The 797-nt window shown below is 56.6% G+C and carries 1 rRNA gene; it reads right to left on the bottom strand.

Annotated features, from left to right (window positions below):
- Positions 1-797 (bottom strand): 23S ribosomal RNA (locus IBJ82_RS34380); the annotation flags it as partial.

Genomic DNA, 797 nt, shown 5'->3' with positions numbered 1-797 from the left:
GCTAACCGGTCCTCTTAACCTTCCGGCACCGGGCAGGCGTCAGTCCGTATACATCGTCTTACGACTTCGCACGGACCTGTGTTTTTAGTAAACAGTCGCTTCTCTCTGGTCTCTGCGACCTCGCCCAGCTCAGTCCGTAAAGAACGTCACCAGACCAGGTCCCCCTTCTCCCGAAGTTACGGGGGCATTTTGCCGAGTTCCTTAACCACAGTTCTCTCGATCGCCTTAGTATTCTCTACCTGACCACCTGTGTCGGTTTGGGGTACGGGCCGTGTACCAGCTCGCTAGAGGCTTTTCTCGGCAGCATAGGATCACTGAATTCCCCTCAACGGGTACGCATCACCTCTCAGGCTTCATGCTGTGCGGATTTGCCTACACAACGCCCTACAGGCTTACACCAGGTATTCCATCACCTGGCCCAGCTACCTTCCTGCGTCACCCCATCGCTTACCTACTACAGCCAGGGTCGTATGCAGCCGTCATCCCTCTCGCCCGAAGGCTTGATAAGACAACTTTTGGATACTTAGCACAACTGATTCAGCATTGGGCGCGGATACACGGGTACGGGAATATCAACCCGTTGTCCATCGACTACGCCTGTCGGCCTCGCCTTAGGTCCCGACTCACCCTGGGCGGATTAACCTGGCCCAGGAACCCTTGGTCATTCGGCGGACGAGTTTCTCACTCGTCTTTCGCTACTCATGCCTGCATTCTCACTCCCGTGGCCTCCACAGCTAGTTCACACTGCTGCTTCCACGGCCACAGGACGCTCCCCTACCCATCCACACACCTGGCCC

The organism is Nocardia sp. XZ_19_231 (genome assembly GCF_015355705.1).
Taxonomy (GTDB): Bacteria; Actinomycetota; Actinomycetes; order Mycobacteriales; family Mycobacteriaceae; genus Nocardia; species Nocardia salmonicida.
Note: the sequence above shows the minus strand (reverse complement) of the source record. Positions and strands in the feature narration are given on the sequence as shown.